The following is a 17,990-nucleotide window of genomic DNA, read 5'->3' on the forward strand; positions in this document are numbered from 1 at the left end:
CTGACAATGGCGGAGACCCTCCCGCAGTGTTCGTGAAAGCGCGTCTACCATGGAAGCCTTCACGTCACAGCACCCACTTCGCCGTACCTGAAACGCCCTCAAAAGCTACCGGGGAAGGCCAGACGAATCCTGATGGGGAACTCAATGTCGTTCATCGGCCGTGACATGGCTGTCGACCTCGGGACCGCCAACACGCTGGTGTACGTCAGGGGTCGCGGGATCGTACTCAACGAACCGTCCGTCGTCGCGATCAACACCAACACCGGTGGCATCCTCGCGGTCGGTGCCGAAGCGAAGAAGATGATCGGCCGCACGCCGGGCAACATCGTCGCCGTGCGTCCGCTGAAGGACGGCGTGATCGCCGACTTCGAGATCACCGAGCGGATGCTCCGCTACTTCATCCTGAAGATCCACAAGCGGCGGTATCTCGCCCGGCCGCGGGTCGTCGTCTGCGTGCCCTCGGGCATCACGGGCGTCGAGCGCCGCGCCGTCATCGAGGCGTCCTCCCAGGCAGGCGCCCGCCAGGTGCACATCATCGAGGAGCCCATGGCCGCCGCCATCGGCTCCGGCCTGCCGGTCCACGAGGCCACGGGCAACATGGTGGTGGACATCGGCGGCGGCACCACGGAGGTCGCCGTCATCTCGCTCGGCGGCATCGTCACCGCCCAGTCCATCCGCGTGGCGGGCGACGAGCTGGACAACGCGATCATCCAGTACATCAAGAAGGAGTACAGCCTCCTGCTGGGTGAGCGCACGGCCGAACAGATCAAGATCACGATCGGTTCGGCGTACGACCTCGACGCCGACGAACACACCGAAGTCCGTGGCCGGGACCTGGTCTCCGGTCTGCCGAAGACCGTGGTCATCTCGGCCGCCGAGGTCCGCAAGGCGATCGAGGAGCCGGTCAACGCGATCGTCGACGCGGTCAAGACGACCCTCGACAAGTGCCCGCCGGAGCTGTCGGGCGACATCATGGACCGGGGCATCGTGCTGACCGGCGGCGGCGCCCTGCTGCGCGGCCTCGACGAGCGGCTGCGCCGGGAGACCGGTATGCCGATCCACATCGCCGAGGACCCGCTGGACAGCGTGGCGCTCGGCTCCGGCAAATGCGTCGAGGAGTTCGAGGCGCTCCAGCAGGTCCTGGACGCCCAGCCGCGCAGATGACGTAACTCTTCGATTCCGCCGTACGAGATGATCTCCACTCGTGCGGCGGATCGTTGATATAGAGGCATAAGCTCCCACAAATGGGCCCCTTGGGTTTGCGTTTCTTCGTTCGCGCACCGCGAGGGGGTCCGAGGAATTCCTACTTGAGGAAGGGCACGGCCGCCGCACGTGAGGGACACGAAAGAGAGCCGGCTGCTCCTGGTCCTGCTGATCGCCATCGCGTTCGCACTGATCACGGTGGACATCAGAGGGGGCCGGAACTCCCCGGTCGACGGTGCCCGGCAGGCCGCGGCCGCCGTGTTCGGCCCCGTGGAGAACGGGATGTCCTCGGTGGTCGACCCCGTCGGCAACGCCGTCTCCGCCATCCGTGACTCCGGCAGCCGCCACGACCGGCTCGCCGCGCTGGAGAAGGAGAACGCGGCCCTCAAGGCCAAACTCGGCAGCGACGACCGCAACCGCAGCCGTCTGAAGCAGCTCGACAAGATGCTGAAGATCGCCGGCGAGGGCCAGTACGGCATCAAGGGCGCCCAGGTCATCGCCATCGGCGCGGCCCAGGGCTTCTCCTGGACCATCACCATCGACGCCGGCGCGAACGACGGCATCAAACGGGACATGACCGTGCTCAACGGCGACGGTCTGGTCGGCCGCGTCACCACCGTCGGCCCGGACAGCGCGACCGTCCTGCTCGCCAACGACCCCGACTTCACCGTCGGCACCCGCATGGAGGGCAGCGACGAACTCGGCTTCGCCTCCGGCCAGGGCGATCGCCCGCTGCGCGTGGAACTGCTCAACGGCAAGGCCGAGGTGAAGAAGGGCGACCGGCTCGTCACCTTCGGCTCCGAGGCCGACCGGCCCTTCGTGCCCGGCGTCCCCGTCGGCGTCGTCTCCCGCGTCGACCCGTCCGGCGGCGGCCTGACCCGCACCGTCTACGTCACGCCGTACGTCGGCTTCACCAAGCTCGACATCGTCGGCGTCGTCGTCCAGGCCCCCAAGAAGGACCCGCGGGACGAGGTCCTGCCGGCCAAACCGAAACCCACGCCCCGGCCGACGGTGACCGTCACGGTCACCCCTTCGGCGAACGCCTCCGACGGCCAGCAGCAGCAAGAGCAGCAGTAGGAGCTGACTTCCCATGCGTGTCAACCGGATCCTGCTCTCCACCGCGCTCGTCGTCGTCGCGCTGGTGATCCAGGTGAGCGCCCTCGCCCGGCTCCACCTGCCGGGCGCCGTCCCCGACCTGCTGCTCCTCACCGTCCTCGGCCTGGCCATGGTCTACGGCCACGTCGGCGGCGCCCTCGTCGGCTTCGGCGCCGGCCTCCTCGCCGACCTCGCCCCGCCCGCCGACCACGCCGCCGGCAGGTACGCGCTCGTGCTGTGCGTCATCGGCTACGCGGCCGGCCTGATCAGACCGGAGAACGGCCGCCTGAAGTCCGCGACCGGCCCCATGGCCGTCGTGGTCGCCGCCGCGGTCGGCTCCACCCTGCTGTACGCCGGTGTCGGCGCCCTCGTCGGCGACACCGCCGCCCGCCATGTCGGCCTGACCGGGCTGCTGTTCTCCGCCGCCCTCTACGACCTGCTGCTCGCGCCCTTCGTGGTGCCGGGCGTCATGTGGCTGGCCCGGCGCTCCGACAACGACCCGCTCACCGAGACCGCGTCCACCGGCAAGTCCGGCGACATCTCCTCCGGCTGGCTCTCGTCCGGCACCGGCCTGCGCATCGGCAGCCAGCGCGGCGGCCTCGGCGCCCTCAAGGCCAAGGCCCGTACCCGTTCCGCGCGGGTGGGCCGCATCAAGGGGGTCAAGCGGCTGTGAGCACGGTCGAGTCCGACGCCGCGATCCCCGAATCGGCCGTGCCGAGTTCACTCGAACGGGTAAGCCGGGGCGGAACGAGCGTTCACAGGCTGATCGTTCATCATGCGTACGCACATCAGTGGGCACATCCGCAGGCACACCCGCACCGCACGCACACACCCACACGCCCGCAGCCTGAGAGGGGGAGGCAGCCGCAGTGACGAACATTCCCGAGACCGGCCGGACCCCACGGGTCCAGACCCGGCTCGTCGTCATCCAGATCCTCGTCCTCTCCCTGCTCGGCACCCTCGGCGGCCGCCTGTGGTACCTGCAGATCCGGGAGGGCGCCCAGTACCAGAAGGAGGCCTCCGGCAACCACGTCCAGCAGGTCGTCCAGCCCGCGGTGCGCGGCTCCATCCTGGACGCCCGCGGCGTGCCCCTCGCCGACAACGAGACCAGACTGGTCGTCTCCGCCTCCCGCACCGACCTGCTCAAGCAGAAGGACGACGGCAAGGCCGTCCTGACCAAGCTGGCCGGCGTCCTCGGCATGGACCCGCAGGAGGTCATGCAGAAGGTCCGGCTGTGCGACGCCAAGACCCCCCAGCCCTGCTGGAACGGCTCGCCCTACCAGCCGATCCCGGTCACCGACGAGGCCACCCCCAAGCAGGCCCTGCAGATCCGCGAGCGCTCCGAGGACTTCCCCGGCATCACCGCCGAGCCCGAGGCCGTGCGCCGCTACCCCGGCCCCGGCAAGTCCAACACCGCCCAGGTCCTCGGCTACGTCTCCCCGGTCACCGACGAGGAGCTGAAGAAGTCCGAGGACACCGACTCGCCGTACCTGCGCTCCGACATGGTCGGCCGCAACGGCCTGGAGCGGCAGTACGACAAGGCCCTGCGCGGCAAGGCCGGCGTCACCCGCTACGAGGTGGACAACCTCGGCCGGGTCATCGGCAAGGCCAAGTCGGACACCCCGGTCCCTGGTTCCAACCTGGTCACCAGCATCGACTCCCGCGTGCAGCGCGTCGCCGAGTACGAACTGGACAAGGCGATGAAGGCCGCCCGCACCCAGTACGACAGCATCACCGGCGAGAACTACAAGGCGGACTCCGGCGCCGTCGTCGTGATGGAGGCCAAGACCGGCCGGATCGTCGCCATGGCCTCCGCCCCCACCTACGACCCGAACGTGTGGGTGGGCGGCATCTCCGCCAAGGACTACAAGAAGCTCACCGGCAAGGACTCCGACTACCCGCTCCTCAACAGGGCCATACAGGGTCAGGCCGCACCCGGCTCCACCTTCAAGGTGGTGTCCACGGCCGCCGCCGTCCAGGCCGGCTACCCCTGGGACGGCGGATATCCGTGCACCAGCTCGTACTCGGTGGGCAGCCAGGTCTTCAAGAACTTCGAGGGCGAGAGCTTCGGCCCGATCTCCCTGGGCCGCGCCCTGGAGGTCTCCTGCGACACCGTCTTCTACGGCCTCGCCGACAAGGAGTGGAAGCGGGACGGCGGCATCAACCCCAAGAAGGGCGAGCCGAAGGACTGGTTCTTCAAGACCGCCCACGAGTTCGGCCTCGGCGCCAAGACCGGCGTCGACCTGCCCAACGAGGTCACCGGCCGCATCCCCGACCGCAAGTGGAAGCAGGACTACTGGGAGGCCAACAAGGACGCCTGGTGCAAGTACGGCAAGAAGGACGGCACCTACGTCGAGAAGATCGCCTGGGAGAACTGCCGCGAAGGCAACAAGATGCGTGAGGGCGACGAGATCAACTACTCCATCGGCCAGGGCGACACCCTGCTCACGCCGATCCAGGAGGCCGTGATGTACGGCGCCGTCGCCAACGGCGGCACCATGTACCAGCCGACCATCGGCAAGGCGATCATCAGCCCCGACGGCAAGACCGTCACCCCGATCAAGCCCACGAAGAGCGGCAGGCTGCCCGTCAGCCAGGCCACCCTCAAGGGCATGAACGAGGCCTTCGCCGGCGTCATCACCCGCGGTACCGCCGCCTGGAAGTTCGGCGGCTGGCCCCAGGACAAGATCCCGCTGCACGCCAAGACCGGTACCGCCGAGGTCTACGGCAAGCAGACCACCTCCTGGCTCGCCACGTACTCCAAGGACTACACGGTGATCATGACGATCGCCCAGGCCGGTACGGGTTCCGGAGCCTCCGGTGAGGCCGTCCGCAACATCTACAGCGCGCTCTACGGCGTCCAGGCCGACGGCTCCATCGACAACAAGGCCGCCCTCCTGCCCCACCCGCAGCAGGGCCTGCCGAAGGTCCGCACCGACGGCACCATCGCCTCGCCCAAGGTCAAGGGCGACCCCGCGAAGGACGTCGAGAACGCCCAGAAGAACAACGCCACCAATAGCCAGGACCAGCAGCCGGCCACCTCGCCGTCGCCCACCAGTACCAGCAACACCCGCAGGCGACCACGCAGAAGGCCGCGCCGGAGGGGAAGCCGGAGGACGCAGCCATGACCGGCACCAACAGCTTCTCCGTCTCCGGGTACGGCCCCGAGCGGGCCGGCTGGACCCGGGTCTTCGCCCGCGACTCGCTGACCCGCCGCCTCGACTGGCCCATGCTGCTCGCGGCGCTGGCGCTGTCCCTGCTGGGCTCCCTCCTGGTCTACTCGGCGACCCGCAACCGCACCGAGATCAACCAGGGCGACCAGTACTACTTCCTGATCCGGCACCTGATGAACACCGGCATCGGCCTCGCCCTGATGGTCGGCACCGTCTGGATCGGCCACCGCGCCCTGCGCAACGCCGTGCCGATCCTCTACGGCTTGTCCGTCTTCGGCATCCTGCTGGTGCTCACCCCGCTCGGCTCCACCGTCAACGGCGCCCACTCCTGGATCGTCCTCGGCGGCGGATTCTCGCTCCAGCCCTCCGAGTTCGTGAAGATCACGATCATCCTGGGCATGGCGATGCTGCTCGCCACCCGCGTCGACGCCGGCGACAAGAAGTTCCCCGACCACCGCACCGTGCTGCAGTCCCTCGGACTCGCCGCCGTACCGATCCTGATCGTGCTGCTCATGCCCGACCTCGGCTCGGTCATGGTCATGGTGATCATCATCCTGGGCGTGCTGCTCGCCTCCGGCGCCTCCAACCGCTGGGTCTTCGGCCTCATCGGCGCCGGAGCGCTCGGCGCCATCGCCGTCTGGCAGCTGCACATCCTCGACGAGTACCAGATCAACCGCTTCGCGGCCTTCGCCAACCCCGACCTCGACCCGGCCGGCGTCGGCTACAACACCAACCAGGCCCGCATCGCCATCGGCTCCGGCGGCCTCACCGGAGCCGGCCTCTTCCACGGCTCGCAGACCACCGGCCAGTTCGTCCCCGAACAGCAGACCGACTTCGTCTTCACGGTCGCGGGAGAGGAACTCGGCTTCCTCGGTGCCGGCCTGATAATCCTCCTCCTCGGCATCGTCCTCTGGCGCGCCTGCCGCATCGCCCGCGACTCGACCGAGCTGTACGGCACGATCGTCGCCGCCGGCATCGTCGCCTGGTTCGCCTTCCAGGCCTTCGAGAACGTCGGCATGACCCTCGGCATCATGCCGGTCACCGGCCTCCCCCTACCCTTCGTCTCCTACGGAGGCTCCTCGATGTTCGCGGTATGGGTAGCGGTCGGCCTGTTGCAGTCGATCAAGGTCCAGAGACCCATGTCGGCGTAAGTCTCTTGCGGTGGCGGGGCTGGCGTACGGGTGCCTTTGGAGCGGACGTCACCGGAGGCGCCCCCAAAGGGGCGCGGGGAACTGCGCGACCAGCCCCCACCGGCCCGCAGGCGACCCACGCGCCATAGGGCGAACCTCACGCCGGCAGGCTGGATGCCAACGACCAGCAGAACTATGGTCGATTCATGGCGGAAGCCCACCGTGAGATCGAGCGCAAATACGAGTCCAGCGACAGCGGCCTCCCCGACCTGACCGGCACCGCCGGCATCGCGGCCGTGCTCGACAAGGGCCTGGTCGAGCTGGACGCCACCTACTACGACACCCCCGACCAGAGACTGACCGCCGCGTCCCTCACCCTGCGCCGCCGCACCGGAGGCGCGGACGCCGGCTGGCACCTGAAGTTCCCGGTCGCCCCCGGCGTCCGGGACGAGATCCAGGCGCCCCTCTCCGACACCGTCCCCGACGGCATCGCCGCCCTGGTCCGCTCCCGGGTCCGGGGCGCCGAGCTGATCCCGGTCGTCCGGCTCCGCTCGGCCCGCGACGTGCGCCACCTCGTCGACGCCGACGGCACCCTCCTCGCGGAGGCCAGTGTCGACACGGTGACGGCGGACCGGCTCACCGCAGCGGGCGGCACGGCCCAGTGGACCGAGATCGAGGTCGAACTCGCCGACGGCGGTGACCCGGCCTTCCTCGACCAGGTGGAGAAGCGGCTGCGCAAGGCGGGCGTACGCCCTTCCGCCTCGGCGTCGAAGCTGGCCCGCGCCCTGACGGAGACCAGCGAAGACCGCCGTACCACCGGCCGCCGCAAGGCACCGAAAGACAAGGCGTCCAAGCCCCCGGCCACGGCGGGCGACCACGTCCTGCGCTACCTCCGCGCCCAGCGCGACGCACTCGTCGCGCTGGATCCCGCCGTCCGCCGGGACGTACCCGACTCCGTGCACCGGATGCGGGTCGCCACCCGCCGGGCACGCGGCACCCTGCGCACCTTCCGCGCGGTCCTCGACCGCACCGCCACCGCCCAGGTCGCCGTCGAGCTGAAGTGGCTGGCCGGCGAGCTGGGCGTCGACCGGGACCAGGAAGTGCTGGCCGAACGCCTGACGTCCGCCCTCGACGCGCTGCCGCCCCACCTGGTCCACGGCCCCGTCCAGGACCGCCTCGGCACCTGGGCCCGCGCCCGGCACCACAGCACCCACGGGCACGTCACCGCCGTACTCGACTCCCGCCGCTACCTGACCCTCCTCGACACCCTGGACGCCCTCCTCACCGACCCGCCCCTGCGCCGGGCCGCCGCGAAGAAACCGGAGAAGGTGCTGGACAAGGCCGTACGCGAGGACGTGGCGAAGCTCGCCGGACTGGTCGAACGGGCCATCGCCCGGCCGCCCGGCGAGGAACGCGACCTCGCCCTGCACGAGGCTCGCAAGAAGGCCAAGCGCACCCGGTACGCGGCCGAGGCGGCCGCCCCCGCCCTCGGTGATCCGGCGGACGCCCTCGCCCGCGCCGCCAAGGCCTTGACCACCCTCCTCGGTGACCACCAGGACGGCGTCATGGCCCGCCGTACCCTGCGCGAGCTGGCCGCGGTGGCGCACGCGGCGGGGGAGAGCACGTTCACGTACGGGGTGCTGTACGGCGGACAGGAGGCCCGGGCCGCGGCGGCCGAGGCGGATCTGCCCGCGGCCTGGGAACGGATCCGCTCGGGGGCGTACGGCTGACGGCTGACCGTGGCAGCAGACCGTGCGGGGGAGGGCCGCCGTCCGGGTTACGCTAGATGGTCACCCCTGTCAGCTCACGAAGGTCCGCGAGATGCCTGCCGAAGCCGCCGAGGCTGTTGAGTCTGTGTTTCCGCAGCTTGAAGCGCTGCTCCCGCATGTGCAGAAGCCCATCCAGTACGTCGGCGGAGAACTGAACTCCACGGTCAAGGAGTGGGACTCCTGTGACGTGCGCTGGGCACTGATGTACCCGGACGCCTACGAGGTCGGCTTGCCCAACCAGGGCGTGCAGATCCTCTACGAGGTGCTCAACGAACAGGACGGCGTCCTCGCCGAGCGCACCTACAGCGTGTGGCCCGACCTGGAGGCGCTGATGCGGGAGCACGGCGTCCCGCAGTTCACCGTCGACAGCCACCGCCGGGTGAAGGCCTTCGACGTGTTCGGCCTGTCCTTCTCCACCGAGCTGGGCTACACCAACATGCTCACCGCCCTGGACCTGGCCGGCATCCCGCTGGAGTCCAGGGACCGCACGCTGGACGACCCGATCGTCCTGGCCGGCGGCCACGCGGCGTTCAACCCCGAGCCGATCGCCGACTTCATCGACGCGGCGGTCATCGGCGACGGCGAGCAGGCCGTCCTCGACATGACGCGGATCATCCGCGAGTGGAAGGCCGAGGGGCGCCCCGGCGGCCGCGAGGAGGTCCTGTTCCGCCTCGCGAAGACCGGCGGGGTCTACATCCCCGCCTTCTACGACGTCGAGTACCTCCCCGACGGCCGCATCGGCCGCGTGGTCCCCAACAAGAGCGGCGTCCCCTGGCGGGTCTCCAAGCACACCGTCATGGACCTGGACGAGTGGCCGTACCCCAAGCAGCCGCTGGTCCCGCTCGCCGAGACGGTCCACGAGCGCATGTCGGTGGAGATCTTCCGCGGCTGCACGCGCGGCTGCCGCTTCTGCCAGGCCGGCATGATCACGCGCCCGGTGCGCGAGCGCTCCATCACGGGCATCGGCGAGATGGTCGACAAGGGCCTGAAGGCGACCGGCTTCGAGGAGGTCGGCCTCCTCTCCCTGTCCTCCGCCGACCACACCGAGATCGGCGACATCGCCAAGGGCCTGGCCGACCGCTACGAGGACGACAAGATCGGCCTCTCGCTGCCCTCCACCCGCGTCGACGCGTTCAACATCGACCTGGCCAACGAGCTGACCCGCAACGGCCGCCGCTCCGGCCTGACCTTCGCCCCCGAGGGCGGCTCCGAGCGCATCCGCAAGGTCATCAACAAGATGGTCTCGGAGGACGACCTCATCCGCACCGTCGCCACCGCCTACGGCAACGGCTGGCGGCAGGTGAAGCTGTACTTCATGTGCGGCCTGCCGACCGAGACCGACGACGACGTCCTGCAGATCGCCGACATGGCCACCCGGGTCATCGCCAAGGGCCGCGAGGTCTCCGGCTCCAACGACATCCGCTGCACGGTCTCCATCGGCGGCTTCGTGCCCAAGCCCCACACCCCCTTCCAGTGGGCGCCCCAGCTCTCCGCCGCCGAGACCGACGAGCGCCTCGCCAAGCTCCGCGACAAGATCCGCGGCGACAAGAAGTACGGCCGCTCGATCGGCTTCCGCTACCACGACGGCAAGCCCGGCATCGTCGAGGGCCTCCTCTCCCGCGGCGACCGCCGCCTCGGCGCCGTCATCCGCGCCGTCTACGACGACGGCGGCCGCTTCGACGGCTGGCGCGAGCACTTCTCCTACGACCGCTGGATGGCCTGCGCCGACAAGGCCCTCGCCCCCTCCGGCGTCGACGTCGACTGGTACACCACCCGCGAGCGCACCTACGAGGAAGTCCTCCCCTGGGACCACCTCGACTCCGGCCTCGACAAGGACTGGCTCTGGGAGGACTGGCAGGACGCCCTCGACGAAACAGAGGTCGACGACTGCCGCTGGACCCCGTGCTTCGACTGCGGGGTGTGTCCTCAACTGTCCACCTCCATCCAGATCGGCCCGACCGGCAAGAAGCTGCTCCCGCTGACCGTCAAGAAGTCGACTCCGACCAGCTGAAACAAGCGCCGGTGCCGAGCCGACGAGGAAGTGAGCGGTAGCCGCGCTCACGAGGACGAGCCGTCTTGGTGGTCCCTGGTCCATCCATCCAGGGACCAAAGCGTGCACGTCGGACGTCAGCCGCACTGAGCTACTTTTCGGTCAACTAACCAAGACCCAGCACGCATCCTCCCCCGTCCCGTCACTATGAAGGACATGGCGACTTCGGGGGCAAGAGCAAGGAGCAGTCGGCTCGGTGGCTTGAGACAGTGGTGGGGCGTGATCGTCGCCGCGCTGTTGATCGCTGCGTGGATCAACAAGGCGGCAGGGCCGCCGATCGTGGCTGCGCTGTCTGCTCTGGTCCTCATTTGGTGTTCTTCCAAGCACCCGTGACGTGCGGGGCACCTGTCAGGGGCAGGGAGGACGGCTGCCGGAACAACGCGACCGGCCTCCTCCTGGGCTGTCATATCCGCCAACACCGCTGGCAGAAGCTCAAGATGCTCATCCTTCGACGTCAAGTGCGCGAGTTCTGCTCCGGGCTGTTCTCGGACGGTAAGGCCACCCTCGTCACGCTGGCCGCGGTCGGTAGCTTCCTGTCCGGAATCGTGGCCTTCATCCCCGGAGTCGCGATCAGCTGATCCTTCTGACGTCCCAGGTGGCCTTTTTACGTGCCGGAATCAGACGGTTCGCGCGAAATCGTCCTCTCGGATCACTAGGCGTTCGCGTACGTCCTTCGGGATCAGTAGTCGGAGGTAAACCTCAGGGGCCCGGATTTTCGGCACCTTCGCGCGGGTGACCTCACAGCGGATTCCGACCCGGTGCAGGTCCGCGGACATGGCCTCCATGCCGCCTTCCTGCCAGTGCTCACGGAACGTCTTGCCGCCGTCGATGTTGACCCATCGGTCCTTCGTGGTCTCCGGGTCGATCGCTCCGAGTTCCGTGATGAACCTGTCGAGTGTTGCCTCCGCCTGCTCCTTTGTGAACTGTGTCCTCGTATACCGGCCCCCGGGTTCCAGCTCCTTCATATGCGAAGCGACGGACTCCTGCAGGCGCTTGATCTCCCTTCGTGCCTCCGTACCCTCCGCGTACTGGCGAACCTCGACGGGGAAGTCACCGAGAACCTTGAGCACGTCTTCCACCAGGCGCTGGTAGACCCGCTCGGGGTTGGGTGCTCCGAGGCCGCCGCTCTTGCAGTTGCGGCACCGCAGGTACTGGTAAGTCCCGTGCGTGTTGTTCGTGATCTGAACCGTCATGTTCGTCTTGCAGTCGGCGCACAGGAGGACCCCGAGGAACTGTGTCGCTCCACCGACACGGCGCGGAGGCTGGTTCTTCTTGCGTTTGTCGAGAGCGGCGCCGAGGGTCTGAAACTCCTCTTCGGTGAAGACAGGGGGAGCGATTCTGATCGGGCTGCCATCCCTGCCGAGTACTGGCTTCGAACGTCGCTGTCCCCCGTTCCTGTCCTGCTCCACGCGGTAGCCGAGGAGTGCGGGGTTGCGGAGGCGGCGGAGTAGCGTCGCCACGGTGAGCCCTTGGCTCATGAGGCCCGACCGCTTAAGGCAGCGCACCATGAACCGGGCCGAGCGTCCCCGCAGCGCCATCCGCCGAGCCCAGTGCAGGGCCTTGTGCGCCTCGGGATCGACGGCGAGAACGACCTTCCCCGTGTCGTCCTCGTCCGTGACGTAGCCGTACGTCGGCTTCCCGACGAGCCAGTTTTCCTGAGACCTCGCGTAGTCCCACAGGCTTGTGACGCGCGTGGAGGTGTTGGCCGCTTCGATCTCGGCGACGCCACCGATGATCGTGACCATGAACTTTCCGGCCGGCGTCGTGAGGTCAAGGCTGTCGTTCTTCGACACCAGGTTCTTTCCGCGCTTCCGGCTCCACTCGATCATCATCGAGAGATCGGACAGGCGACGTACGAAGCGATCGAGCTGCCAGAACAGGATCTCGTCGAACTCGGGGGAGCGGTTGTTCAACCAGTCGCCGAGTTCCTTGCGTTTCCATGGCGGAACCTTCGTCGCCGACACATTGAGATCCGAAGCGACACCAATGACTCGGCACCCCCGTTCTCTGGCGAGGACGCGGAGATCGAGCTCCTGACGTGCAGGGGACGTCGTCTCGTCCGTCAAAACCGATAACCGGATCGACAGGAGTGCCCGAGGAGCATCCTCGGGAAGCAGGGCCTCAGCCCGCTTCAGCTCCTCCAACAGCGCGAGGTCGGCTGCGGTCCAGTGGGCTTCCACGGTGCTGGCCGCGCGGTCTGCCGCAATTTTCCGCTGTGCTCGTTTCCTCATAGCGATCACGCTAGGCCCAATTTTCATTGTTTTTCCATGTATTCCAGAAGGACACCACTATCCAGGCATGCGGCCGCTCCTCACCCGCTTGGCGAAGTCCGGGTGCCGGGGTTCGGCGGGGTGGTGAGGATGGAGCGAAGGCCGGGCGTGGCCCTGTGGGCTCTGGAGCGCGAGGTGTTGGATCATGGCGGGTCGGAGTCGCGGGAGAAGGCTGGGCCGGCGGGGGCGGATGGGCGTCGCCGGGGTGTACCTCGGGGTGCTCGGGCTCGCCGTGCCGGGGTGCGCCGGGATGGATGCGGCCGCCGACAGTCCGTCGCCCACCGCCTCGCTCGCGGCCACGCCACCGAGGCAGCCGCCGCCCCAGCTGACCGAGGCCCAGGTGAACACGGCTGTCGGCAAGCTCGACGGGCTGGTGGAGAACGCCATGCGGGACACCGGGGTGCCCGGTGTCGCCGTGGGTGTCGTGTACCGGGACAAGGTCGTGTACCACAAGGGCTTCGGCGTCCGTGAGCTGGGCAAGAGCGCCAAGGTCGACTCGGGGACGGTGTTCCAGCTGGCGTCGCTGTCCAAGCCGCTGGCGTCGACTGTGGTGTCCGGGGCCGTGGGGCAGAAGGTCATCGGATGGGACGAGCGGATCGCCTCGCACGATTCGGGGTTCGCGCTCAAGGACTCGTACGTGACCGGCAATGTGACGGTCGCCGACCTGTTCTCGCACCGCAGTGGACTGCCCGACCACGCCGGTGACCTGCTCCAGGACCTGGGGTACTCGCGCGACGACATCCTCCACCGGCTGCGGCTGGAACCGCTCACCCCGTTCCGGGCCAGCTACGCCTACACCAACTACGGCCTCACCGAGGCGGGGGAGACGGTGGCCGGCGCGGCGAAGACAAGCTGGCCGAAGCTGGCGGACAAGACGCTGTTCGAGCCGCTGGGCATGGACCACTCCAGCTACGAGCGCGCCGACTACGACAAGGCCGGCGACAAGGCGTCCGCCCACGTCGAGGTCGACGGCCACTGGAAGCGCTCCACCACGGAGAACGCCGACAGCCAGGCACCCGCGGGCGGCGCCAGTTCGAGCGTCGACGACCTCGACAAGTGGATGCGCCTCCAGCTGGACGACGGGAAGTTCGACGGGAAGCAGGTGATCGACGCGGCCGCCCTGAACGAGACCCGCGTCCCGCACTCGATCGCCTCGCCCCCGCTCGCGTCGGCCGGGGAGCCCGGCTTCTACGGGCTCGGCTGGAACGTCCGCTACGACGAACTGGGCCGGCTGCGCCTCAGCCATTCCGGTGCCTTCGAGCTGGGCGCCGCGACCTCGGTGACGCTGCTGCCCGGCGAACGGCTCGGCATCGTCGTGCTGACGAACGGACAGCCCATCGGCGTGCCCGAGGCGGTGTCCGCCGCGTTCCTCGACATCGCCCAGAACGGCAGGCAGACCGTCGACTGGCTGCCGTTCTACCGGAAGGTGGTGCAGGCCGCCGCGTACACGGGCATCTCCCCGACGAACTACGCCAAGCCGCCCAAGAACGCCACACCCGCCAAGGCCGACGACGTCTACACGGGCACCTACGCCAACGACTACTACGGCCCGCTCACCGTCACGAGTGACGACAAGGGCCACTTCAGCATGACGCTGGGCCCGGACAAGATGTCGTTCCCCCTGACGCACTACACGGGCGACACGTTCAGCTACCAGACCCGGGGCGAGAACGCCGTCGGCCTCTCCGGCGTCACCTTCCACACCCGCTCCGGCAAGGCCACGAGCGTCACCATCGAGCACCTCGACGCCAACAAACTGGGCACCTTCACCCGCTGAGGTCGCTGAGGTTCTCCGCGCGGCCCCGCCGCCACCCGGACGGGTCGCCCGGAGTGCCGGCTCCCCGGGCCGCTGTCAGGCTCGGCTGTATGGCGATACCTAGAAGGGGCCGGGCGCGGCTCGTGTACGGAGTGGTGGGGCTGTGCGCGGTGCTGCTGGCGGCGGCGACCAGCGGGTGCAGTGTGGGGGCCGCCGACGCGGCCGGGAATCCCGTCGATCCGCGGATCCAGAAGATCATGGACAAGCCGGAGTACCGGCACGGGCAGTTCGGGATCCTGGTGGTCGACCAGGACAGCGGGCGTACCGTCACCTCGCTGAACCCCGAGCGGCTGTTCACGCCCGGCTCGACGACCAAGCTGTTCACGCTGTCGACCGCCTGGGACACGTTCGGCAGCGACCACCGCACCACCACGCCGGTGTACGCGCAGGGGAAGGTCGACTCCGGGGCGCTCGACGGGAACCTGGTGCTGGTCGGCTCGGGCGACCTGACGATGGGCGGCCGGACCAAGCCGGACGGCACGCTCGACTACCGGCCCGTCGACCACACCTACGCCAACGCCGTGCCCGGCCATGCCACGCTGACCCCGGAGAACCCGCTGGCCGGCCTGGACAGCCTGGCCAAGCAGGTGCGGGACGCCGGGATCACTCACGTCAAGGGGGACGTCGTCGTCGACGACCGGCTGTTCCGGCCGGACCCCGAACTCACCACGGACCCGACGCCGGTCATCATCAACGACAACGTCATCGACATCCTCAGCACCCCCACCACCCCCGGCCAGAAGGCCAAGTTCACCTGGCGCCCGCAGACCGCGCGGAACTCGGTGTCGTACGACGTGAAGACCGTCGCGAAGGGCAAGCCCACCAATATCACCGCCACCATGGGGGACGACGGCGTCATCAAGGTGACCGGGACGTTGGCCGCCGACGCCGACCCGTGGCTGGCCATCGCGCAGGTCCCGGACCCGGCGGCGTTCGCCCGCACCGCGTTCATCGAGGCCCTGGACCGGGCGGGCGTCACCGTGGACGCCGACGCGACCGGCCCCGATCCGGCGCCCCCGGCCCGCAAGCCGAGCGGCGACCCCGTCGCCAAGCTGGTCTCCGCGCCCTTCTCGCAGGAGGCCACGCTGATCCTGAAGGTCAGCCACAACCTGGGCGCGGACCTGATGGTGTGCATGCTCGCCGTCCAGCGCGGCAGCACGAACTGCGAGGACGGCTTCGCCTCCATCCACGCCTTCGACGACAAGGTCGGCGTCGACCCGGCCCAGGCGTCCCAAGGAGACGGGCAGGGCGGGGTCGACGCCGACCTGTTCACCCCCAGCGCCTTCATCCCGTTGCTGAAGTACTGGACGACCCGGCCGGAGGCCAAGGAGTTCCGGGAGGCGCTGCCCGTGCTCGGCAGCAGCGGTGACCTGGCGCTGTTCGGTACGGACAGCCCGTCCAAGGGCAAGGTGTTCGCCAAGACCGGCACCCGCGCGACCGGCGACGCCCTCACCGGTCAGGCGTTGGTCAACGCCCGTGCGATGGCCGGGTACCTGGACGTCGGCGGCGGCCATTACCAGCTGTTCGCCGTGATGTTCAACGACGCCCTCGTGGACTCGGAGGACGCGGTGCTGTCCATCGCCTCCGACGTGGCGCAGATTTCCGCGCTCCTCCAGCAGGACGGAGCGAAGTCGGAGTCCAGCAGCCCCTGAGCGTTTCCGTGCCGTGGCCATATGGTGACCGGTCGCGGGATCCGGTCGTACCGTCCGCCGCGTCTCTCTCGGCATGGAACTCCAGAAGTCGCCGTCCCCGCCGCAGCCGCAGGCTCCCGAGGGGTGTCTCGTCGTCGCCCTGCGGATCCCGCTGCGCGTCCTGACGTTCCTGGTGGTCCTGCCGGTGCGGCTCGCGTGGGACGCGCTCGGCGTCGTACTGGAGTTCCTGTGGCGGTATCTGGTCGCCCCCGTCGGACGGGTGACCGGCTGGGTGCTGTACGGGCTGTACCGGTATCTGCTCGCCCCGCTGGGCCGCGCCCTCGTCTGGATGTACGTCCACGTGCTCACTCCCGTGGGCCACGCCCTGAGGTGGCTGCTCGCACCGGTCGGGCGCGCCCTGGTGTGGCTCGGCGGCCTGCTCGCCTGCGGCCTCCGCGCGATCCTGCGCGGCATCGGCGCAGCCCTCTACTGGACCGGCCGCATCCTGCTCGTGCTGCCCGCGCTCGCCCTGTGGCGATGGGTCCTGAAGCCCGTGTGGCGCGTCGTCGCCGTCGTCGCCCGCGAGATCGGCGCGGCGCTCGGGCACGCCTGGCGGGTCGCCGGCCGGGTCGCGCGGGCCGTCGGCCGGGTCATCGGGACCCTCTTCCGGTGGATCTTCGTGGAGCCCGCGCGCTGGGCGTACCGGACGGTCCTCACGCCTGTCGGCCATGTCGTACGGGACCTCGTGCTGCGCCCCGTCGCCGGTGCCGCGCGCGTGGCGGGACGGGCCACGAGGCAGGTGCTGGCCGCCGTCCGCGAGAGCGCCCGGCAGGCCCGCGCCGACCTCGGCCGGATGCTGTTCGGCACCCCCCGGAAGCCGGAACCGGTCGGCCGGCGGGAACCCTCGGGCCCGGAGACACGTACTCTTGAGAGGAGTACGACCCCTCTCACGAAGGACTAGGACACTGGGCAAGCGACAGCCCGAAGGCCCGCCGCCCGCACCCGCGGTGCAGCGCATCCGACTGCGCTACACCAAGCGCGGCCGCCTGAGGTTCACCAGCCACCGAGACTTCCAGCGCGCCTTCGAGCGTGCGCTGCGCCGCGCCGAGGTGCCCATGGCCTACTCGGCGGGGTTCACCCCGCACCCGAAGGTGTCGTACGCCAATGCCGCACCCACCGGCACGGGCAGTGAGGCGGAGTTTCTGGAGATCGCGCTCACCGCACCGCGCGACCCCGAGACCCTGCGCGCCCTCCTCGACGAGTCGCTGCCCCCCGGGCTCGACGTCGTCGACGCGGTCGAGGCCCGCACCTCGGGCCTCGCCGACCGGCTCACCGCCTCCGTCTGGGAGCTCCGGCTGGACGGCGTCGACCCCATCGACGCCGCGCGCGCGGTCGAGGCCTTCACCAAGGCCGAGACCGTCGAGGTGCAGCGGATGACCAAGAACGGCGTCCGCACGTTCGACGCCCGCCCCGCCGTGGTGGGCCTGGAGAGCCTGCCCGGTGCGGAAACGCACAGTTCGCGGGCTGATAGGCCGACGGACCAGCCCTGTGCGATACTGCGGCTGGTTGTTCGGCACGTGACGCCTGCCGTACGACCCGACGACGTCCTGTCCGGTCTCCGCGCCGTGGCCGACCTGGCGCCGCCGGTCCCCGCAGCGGTGACCAGGCTGGCGCAGGGGCTGCTCGATGAAGAGACCGGCACGGTGACCGACCCGCTCGCGCCCGACCGCGAGGCAGCCCCGGCCCCCATGGCCGCACCGGCTGCCGCCGCGACGGCGCCGACGCCGGAAGGTTCCGCGTAGGGACGGACGTCGTAGCGCAGCCCTCGTACTCGGGAGCCACCTGGGTCGGGC

Annotated in this window: 13 protein-coding genes; 12 read left to right on the forward strand and 1 reads right to left on the reverse strand. The window is 69.4% G+C overall.

Features of this window, described 5'->3' with window-relative positions; all coding sequences use genetic code 11:
- Positions 1 to 144 precede the first annotated feature (144 nt).
- From DBP14_RS23985 to DBP14_RS36200, 8 genes are all read left to right on the forward strand, one after another.
- Positions 145 to 1,164 carry a rod shape-determining protein gene (locus DBP14_RS23985; RefSeq protein WP_031158632.1) on the forward strand — a complete coding sequence of 340 codons (1,020 nt, stop codon included), beginning with the start codon at positions 145 to 147 and terminating at the stop codon, positions 1,162 to 1,164.
- 168 nt (positions 1,165 to 1,332) lie between these two features.
- The gene (gene mreC / locus DBP14_RS23990; RefSeq protein WP_129309193.1) at positions 1,333 to 2,280 is read left to right on the forward strand and encodes a rod shape-determining protein MreC; all 948 of its coding nucleotides are present in this window, start codon (positions 1,333 to 1,335) and stop codon (positions 2,278 to 2,280) included.
- Positions 2,281 to 2,293: 13 nt separating this feature from the next.
- Complete coding sequence (mreD, locus tag DBP14_RS23995; RefSeq protein ID WP_129309194.1) at positions 2,294 to 2,971, forward strand: rod shape-determining protein MreD; 678 nt, start codon at positions 2,294 to 2,296, stop codon at positions 2,969 to 2,971.
- Between the two features lie 196 nt (positions 2,972 to 3,167).
- Positions 3,168 to 5,426 carry a penicillin-binding protein 2 gene (gene mrdA / locus DBP14_RS24000; protein ID WP_129309195.1) on the forward strand — a complete coding sequence of 753 codons (2,259 nt, stop codon included), beginning with the start codon at positions 3,168 to 3,170 and terminating at the stop codon, positions 5,424 to 5,426.
- On the forward strand, positions 5,423 to 6,622 hold the full coding sequence (rodA, locus tag DBP14_RS24005; RefSeq protein WP_129309196.1) for a rod shape-determining protein RodA: 1,200 nt from the start codon (positions 5,423 to 5,425) through the stop codon (positions 6,620 to 6,622). Before mrdA ends, rodA begins: the two co-directional genes overlap by 4 nt.
- 185 nt (positions 6,623 to 6,807) lie before the next feature.
- Positions 6,808 to 8,331 (forward strand): CYTH and CHAD domain-containing protein, encoded by a 1,524-nt coding sequence (locus DBP14_RS24010; RefSeq protein WP_129309197.1) that lies wholly within the window; start codon positions 6,808 to 6,810, stop codon positions 8,329 to 8,331.
- A gap of 91 nt (positions 8,332 to 8,422) precedes the next feature.
- Positions 8,423 to 10,381, forward strand: coding sequence for a TIGR03960 family B12-binding radical SAM protein (locus DBP14_RS24015; RefSeq protein ID WP_129309198.1), 1,959 nt, complete (start codon positions 8,423 to 8,425; stop codon positions 10,379 to 10,381).
- Between the two features lie 476 nt (positions 10,382 to 10,857).
- Complete coding sequence (locus DBP14_RS36200) at positions 10,858 to 10,998, forward strand: hypothetical protein (protein WP_241741019.1); 141 nt, start codon at positions 10,858 to 10,860, stop codon at positions 10,996 to 10,998.
- A gap of 39 nt (positions 10,999 to 11,037) precedes the next feature.
- Here the strand turns inward: DBP14_RS36200 and DBP14_RS24025 are convergent, their stop codons facing one another.
- Entirely contained in the window at positions 11,038 to 12,600 is a 1,563-nt protein-coding gene (locus tag DBP14_RS24025; RefSeq protein ID WP_129312063.1) for a recombinase family protein, read from the reverse strand.
- 235 nt (positions 12,601 to 12,835) lie between these two features.
- Here DBP14_RS24025 and DBP14_RS24030 point away from each other — a divergent pair, with 235 nt between their 5' ends.
- The 4 genes from DBP14_RS24030 to DBP14_RS24045 all read left to right on the forward strand — a co-directional run bounded on the left by DBP14_RS24030 (position 12,836) and on the right by DBP14_RS24045 (position 17,939).
- Complete coding sequence (locus DBP14_RS24030; RefSeq protein WP_129309199.1) at positions 12,836 to 14,467, forward strand: serine hydrolase; 1,632 nt, start codon at positions 12,836 to 12,838, stop codon at positions 14,465 to 14,467.
- Positions 14,468 to 14,556: 89 nt separating this feature from the next.
- Positions 14,557 to 16,158 carry a D-alanyl-D-alanine carboxypeptidase/D-alanyl-D-alanine-endopeptidase gene (gene dacB, locus DBP14_RS24035; protein ID WP_129309200.1) on the forward strand — a complete coding sequence of 534 codons (1,602 nt, stop codon included), beginning with the start codon at positions 14,557 to 14,559 and terminating at the stop codon, positions 16,156 to 16,158.
- Between the two features lie 73 nt (positions 16,159 to 16,231).
- A complete protein-coding gene (locus DBP14_RS24040; protein ID WP_129309201.1) occupies positions 16,232 to 17,098 on the forward strand; it encodes a hypothetical protein in 867 nt (288 codons plus the stop codon).
- Between the two features lie 46 nt (positions 17,099 to 17,144).
- Positions 17,145 to 17,939 (forward strand): TIGR03936 family radical SAM-associated protein, encoded by a 795-nt coding sequence (locus DBP14_RS24045; RefSeq protein ID WP_129309202.1) that lies wholly within the window; start codon positions 17,145 to 17,147, stop codon positions 17,937 to 17,939.
- Positions 17,940 to 17,990: the final 51 nt, after the last annotated feature.

Origin of the sequence: Streptomyces sp. L2 (genome assembly GCF_004124325.1) — a bacterium.
Taxonomy (GTDB): Bacteria; Actinomycetota; Actinomycetes; order Streptomycetales; family Streptomycetaceae; genus Streptomyces.

Bases quoted from the DNA above. Each gene is read 5' to 3' on its own strand.
- DBP14_RS36200 (WP_241741019.1), top strand. From the start codon at position 10,858: ATGCTCATCCTTCGACGTCAAGTGCGCGAGTTCTGCTCCGGGCTGTTC.
- DBP14_RS24030 (WP_129309199.1), top strand. From the start codon at position 12,836: ATGGCGGGTCGGAGTCGCGGGAGAAGGCTGGGCCGGCGGGGGCGGATG.
- mreD (WP_129309194.1), top strand. From the start codon at position 2,294: ATGCGTGTCAACCGGATCCTGCTCTCCACCGCGCTCGTCGTCGTCGCG.
- dacB (WP_129309200.1), top strand. From the start codon at position 14,557: ATGGCGATACCTAGAAGGGGCCGGGCGCGGCTCGTGTACGGAGTGGTG.
- DBP14_RS24015 (WP_129309198.1), top strand. From the start codon at position 8,423: ATGCCTGCCGAAGCCGCCGAGGCTGTTGAGTCTGTGTTTCCGCAGCTT.
- rodA (WP_129309196.1), top strand. From the start codon at position 5,423: ATGACCGGCACCAACAGCTTCTCCGTCTCCGGGTACGGCCCCGAGCGG.
- DBP14_RS23985 (WP_031158632.1), top strand. From the start codon at position 145: ATGTCGTTCATCGGCCGTGACATGGCTGTCGACCTCGGGACCGCCAAC.
- DBP14_RS24010 (WP_129309197.1), top strand. From the start codon at position 6,808: ATGGCGGAAGCCCACCGTGAGATCGAGCGCAAATACGAGTCCAGCGAC.
- DBP14_RS24040 (WP_129309201.1), top strand. From the start codon at position 16,232: ATGGAACTCCAGAAGTCGCCGTCCCCGCCGCAGCCGCAGGCTCCCGAG.